This window comes from Lelliottia sp. RWM.1 (genome assembly GCF_016859735.1).
Taxonomy (GTDB): Bacteria; Pseudomonadota; Gammaproteobacteria; order Enterobacterales; family Enterobacteriaceae; genus Enterobacter.
This window is the reverse complement of sequence record NZ_WLVC01000101.1, coordinates 1-3,423: the sequence shown is the minus strand read 5'-3', so window position 1 is coordinate 3,423 and position 3,423 is coordinate 1. Positions and strand designations below refer to the sequence as shown.

At 42.3% G+C, this 3,423-nt stretch carries 7 protein-coding genes; 5 read left to right on the top strand and 2 right to left on the bottom strand.

Annotation, left to right across the window (positions count from 1 at the left end; all coding sequences use genetic code 11):
- Positions 1-492: 492 nt before the first annotated feature.
- The 5 genes from dqlB (at position 493) to GF617_RS26540 (ending at position 2,349) form a co-directional block, all read left to right on the top strand.
- On the top strand, positions 493-588 hold the full coding sequence (gene dqlB, locus GF617_RS27415; protein ID WP_021542841.1) for a DinQ-like type I toxin DqlB: 96 nt from the start codon (positions 493-495) through the stop codon (positions 586-588).
- A gap of 396 nt (positions 589-984) precedes the next feature.
- The gene (locus GF617_RS26555; RefSeq protein WP_058998955.1) at positions 985-1,620 is read left to right on the top strand and encodes a division plane positioning ATPase MipZ; all 636 of its coding nucleotides are present in this window, start codon (positions 985-987) and stop codon (positions 1,618-1,620) included.
- Positions 1,621-1,622: 2 nt separating this feature from the next.
- Positions 1,623-1,886, top strand: a complete 264-nt coding sequence (locus GF617_RS26550) for a hypothetical protein (protein WP_058998957.1) — start codon at positions 1,623-1,625, stop codon at positions 1,884-1,886.
- Positions 1,886-2,188, top strand: coding sequence for a hypothetical protein (locus GF617_RS26545; protein ID WP_203452765.1), 303 nt, complete (start codon positions 1,886-1,888; stop codon positions 2,186-2,188). The genes GF617_RS26550 and GF617_RS26545 overlap by 1 nt, the downstream gene beginning before the upstream one ends.
- A gap of 14 nt (positions 2,189-2,202) precedes the next feature.
- Positions 2,203-2,349 (top strand): hypothetical protein, encoded by a 147-nt coding sequence (locus tag GF617_RS26540; RefSeq protein ID WP_203452764.1) that lies wholly within the window; start codon positions 2,203-2,205, stop codon positions 2,347-2,349.
- A gap of 127 nt (positions 2,350-2,476) precedes the next feature.
- Here GF617_RS26540 and GF617_RS26535 read toward each other — a convergent pair whose 3' ends face one another.
- Both GF617_RS26535 and GF617_RS26530 read right to left on the bottom strand, forming a co-directional pair.
- Positions 2,477-2,860, bottom strand: coding sequence for a DUF2726 domain-containing protein (locus GF617_RS26535; RefSeq protein WP_203452763.1), 384 nt, complete (start codon positions 2,858-2,860; stop codon positions 2,477-2,479).
- Positions 2,847-3,272, bottom strand: a complete 426-nt coding sequence (locus GF617_RS26530; protein ID WP_203452762.1) for a hypothetical protein — start codon at positions 3,270-3,272, stop codon at positions 2,847-2,849. The genes GF617_RS26535 and GF617_RS26530 overlap by 14 nt, the downstream gene beginning before the upstream one ends.
- Positions 3,273-3,423: the final 151 nt, after the last annotated feature.

Sequence of the window (3,423 nt, the reverse complement as noted above, 5' to 3'; positions counted from 1 at the left end):
GAGACCATTAAAAGAGGCGTCAGAGGCAGAAAACGTTGCTTAACGTGAGTTTTCGTTCCACTGAGCGTCAGACCCCTTGAACGACTGGTGCAAAAAAGCCCGACTGGTGAGATCGGGCTTATTGCTTTCCGGTTCTGAGTTGGTGACTCTGACCGGAGGGAGACTCTCTTTAACTAACACCATAATATTATGCTCAGTTGCAGGACTATGCAACAGCTTGTCAAGCTAATGCGATTGACAGTGCAATCAGAACACGATGGTTGTATGAAGAAAATCGGGTATAATCACCTGGTTAGCTTTGAGTTGAGCTACATTCCAGCCCCCTCTGCGTTGGGAACAACGATTTAAAAGTCCTGGCTGAAAGTTCGGGTGGTGCCGTGTTCAGTGCTCTGGCTGGAGTGAGACTCTCTTTAACTAACATGAAGATACCCGTTGTGACAGGCAGTGGATGAGTAAGCAACGGTGTCTCTACTCCACAGATGGAGTAAACGGATGGTTAACCTGTTAATCATCGTTCTGAGAGCGGTAGCTGCGCTTGCAAATGCGCTGATTGCTATTTTGGAACTGATCCGCCAGTTCATCGATTGATGACGGCGGAAACGTAGATAAAGCCGGAGGCTCACCCCCTTCGGCTTTTAATAACGCCTATTTTAGTTACAACATCATAATCAATTATCAGCTCCCCACCTCAACCACAAAAGTTGTCGGTAAGCCCGAAAAAGCGATGCAGAAAGGGCTAAATTCAGCTTAAATGCATACTTAGGAAATACCAGGTATGTACCATGTAGTAACCAATCTGTGCTTACCATGTATTCACCAGTTACTCACAAATTAGTATTTACCTTGTATTTATTTGTTGAGCACTTATTGGTATTGCGCTAGTATATCTTTAGTGTACACAGAAACATCATACTTAGTATTGCATGACTCTATACATTCATTGTAATACCAAGTAAACACCAAGTAGGCACATGAGAGGTCAAGATGATTATTGTTATCGGTGGTGATAAGGGTGGGACAGGAAAGACTACGCTGGCTGCAAGCCTGGCTGTTTGCCTGGCGAAGCAGGGGAAAGCCGTAACCCTGGTTAAGACGGATAATAACAACAGCATTTCAGACTGGTACGAAGAAAGAAAACAACGCAACTTGCCACTGTTCCCGCTGGTAGAGTGCTTTGGAAAGGTTGAATCCGAGATCAAGATGCTCGATAAACACTCTGCCATCGTGATTGTTGATACTGCTGGCTATGACAGCCCGGAATTCAGGAGCGTTCTGCAATGCGCCGATCTTCTGATCAGCCCGGTAAGACCCTCGTCGCCTACGGAGGTTAACAGCCTGACGAAACTTAACGGCATCATCAGAACAGCACAGCAACTGAATGGTAAGCTAAAAGCGAATATCCTTTTCTATCGGTGTAAACCCAATAACCACAAGGACAGGCTGGAGCTTAATGAATACCTGACAGCAGATCCCGACTGGACGCAACCGTTACAGTCGTTTATCACTCATGCAGCCGCTTTTGATAATGCCATGAATGAGGGTAAAGGCGTGCACGAAATGAAAGATGCAGGGAAAGCAAAAGCACAGATTGAATTGATTTTACAGGAAATTGGAGCGTAATAATGGCACTACCTAAAAAAGACCTTAACCCTGCGATGCCGACACCGGCAGAATTCGTCAGAGAAGCGAACAAAAAACCTGCATCGGATAAAGGAAAACGTATCACGCTATACCTTCCCATTGCCGTTGACGAGAAATTCACAGCACTTGCAACAGAGAATAATGTCAGTAAGACCGTTATTCTCAAAACGCTTCTGGCGGCCTTTGAGCAGTTGGATGTTAACGAGCAAAACCGCTTGTTATTTGATGCAATCAGGGGGAAATAATGTCACTGCTCAAGGAGGTTTTTAAGGTAACGTTAGACGTGATCCCATCCGGCGATACCGCGCCCGTTCAAATCCAGGATGCTTTGAGGGGAATGGGTTTTCGTTACAATGGTATTCATCATGAACCAGTTAACAATGATTCCTATAGCAGGGCATTCTATCAGTTTAAAGGTAAAGTGATAAAGACAACAAATAGCTCTGACAAAGTATTTGAAATCGTTTACAAGAAGGAAATAGAAGATAAGGTCAAAGGACTTTCAGAAGATATACGAGTGACGATTCATGATAAACGCTTTGAATGAATATGAGGTGATACATGAGCGAACGCTGGTTAAAATTTAAGGATATCGTGGGCATTCTGCTTTTAGCAAGCGGTATTCTTAAAGTTACTATGAGTGAATACACGATGGCTGGAGCTATAGCATCGTTGATTGCAGTTCTTCTGCTACTTTACGAAATGTAAGGAATTACTCATGGTAAATATTAAAGACATATATGATATTTTTCTTACATATACCTTTATTGAAAAGGGGGTAGTTATATTAGCTATACTCGTCACCATGCAGGCGGCGATATCGCTTGCGGTAAACCTATTCAAAAAATGCAGGCGATAATTCAGATACCTGAACAACCATTTCCGATAGGCTGTCAAACTCAAACACATTGATTTGACAGCTTAATAACCATTCCTTTATGTTTTCCAATTCCCCGGTTTCATTTATTTTTACCTTGTAAAAGACTGCTAATACCTTATCACTTCGTAAATTAAAAATTAAAAAGGGTGCTGTTACTTTATTCAATTCAAGAAAATCATGATAGAATAGTTCAGTGCCGTACTCTCTGGCAGGCAATAAAAATTCAGAAAGTTTTACCTTTGCCATCACCGCGATGTGATCAGGGCAGAGTCTTTGCAGATTGCAGAAAATCTCCTTTTCCTCAGCATTCAATAAGCGACGCTCTTTAAAAATCATCATATCCTTCCTCCAGTAAAACTTCGGCTTTTTCGAATTTTGGATTGCCACTATTATTTATACTAATCGTGATATAGAAGCAATCACCCAATATTCCTGCCTGTTTAAAATCAATTTCACCATCTTCTGGCGCATATTTGCCTTTGTGCCTTGCGCGGTAGAAAATATTTAATTTAAGAGTATTTCCCGTATCTAGTTCACGGAAATAGCAACATAACCGTGAGCGGTTCCATATCTTGAAATCAAGCTGTACAGGACGATTTACCATAGAAGACTCTGGATAATGATACTTCTTCGGATTCAATCCAGCATTAACTACATCAAAATAATCAACGCCGGACAGGTGGTCTGCTTCGTTCCAGAACGCCTGTAAAAACTTCTCTTCATCACAAAAATTCATTTCATCTTTCATCATTACCCCCAAAAACCCCGTGTAGCGGCTGGCGTAGACACTCAAATGTGCACATTTGTAGTGTCTACGCCTATCCAGGGTCTTGTGTTAATATTTGGCATCGATTCTCTCTGATTCCGCCCACAACCGGTTAAACTCACGTGTGTACTGCTTC

Excerpts from the sequence above, each read along its gene's own strand:
- dqlB (WP_021542841.1), top strand. The coding sequence starts at position 493 with ATGGTTAACCTGTTAATCATCGTTCTGAGAGCGGTAGCTGCGCTTGCA.
- GF617_RS26555 (WP_058998955.1), top strand. The coding sequence starts at position 985 with ATGATTATTGTTATCGGTGGTGATAAGGGTGGGACAGGAAAGACTACG.
- GF617_RS26550 (WP_058998957.1), top strand. The coding sequence starts at position 1,623 with ATGGCACTACCTAAAAAAGACCTTAACCCTGCGATGCCGACACCGGCA.
- GF617_RS26545 (WP_203452765.1), top strand. The coding sequence starts at position 1,886 with ATGTCACTGCTCAAGGAGGTTTTTAAGGTAACGTTAGACGTGATCCCA.
- GF617_RS26540 (WP_203452764.1), top strand. The coding sequence starts at position 2,203 with ATGAGCGAACGCTGGTTAAAATTTAAGGATATCGTGGGCATTCTGCTT.
- GF617_RS26535 (WP_203452763.1), bottom strand. The coding sequence starts at position 2,860 with ATGATGATTTTTAAAGAGCGTCGCTTATTGAATGCTGAGGAAAAGGAG.
- GF617_RS26530 (WP_203452762.1), bottom strand. The coding sequence starts at position 3,272 with ATGATGAAAGATGAAATGAATTTTTGTGATGAAGAGAAGTTTTTACAG.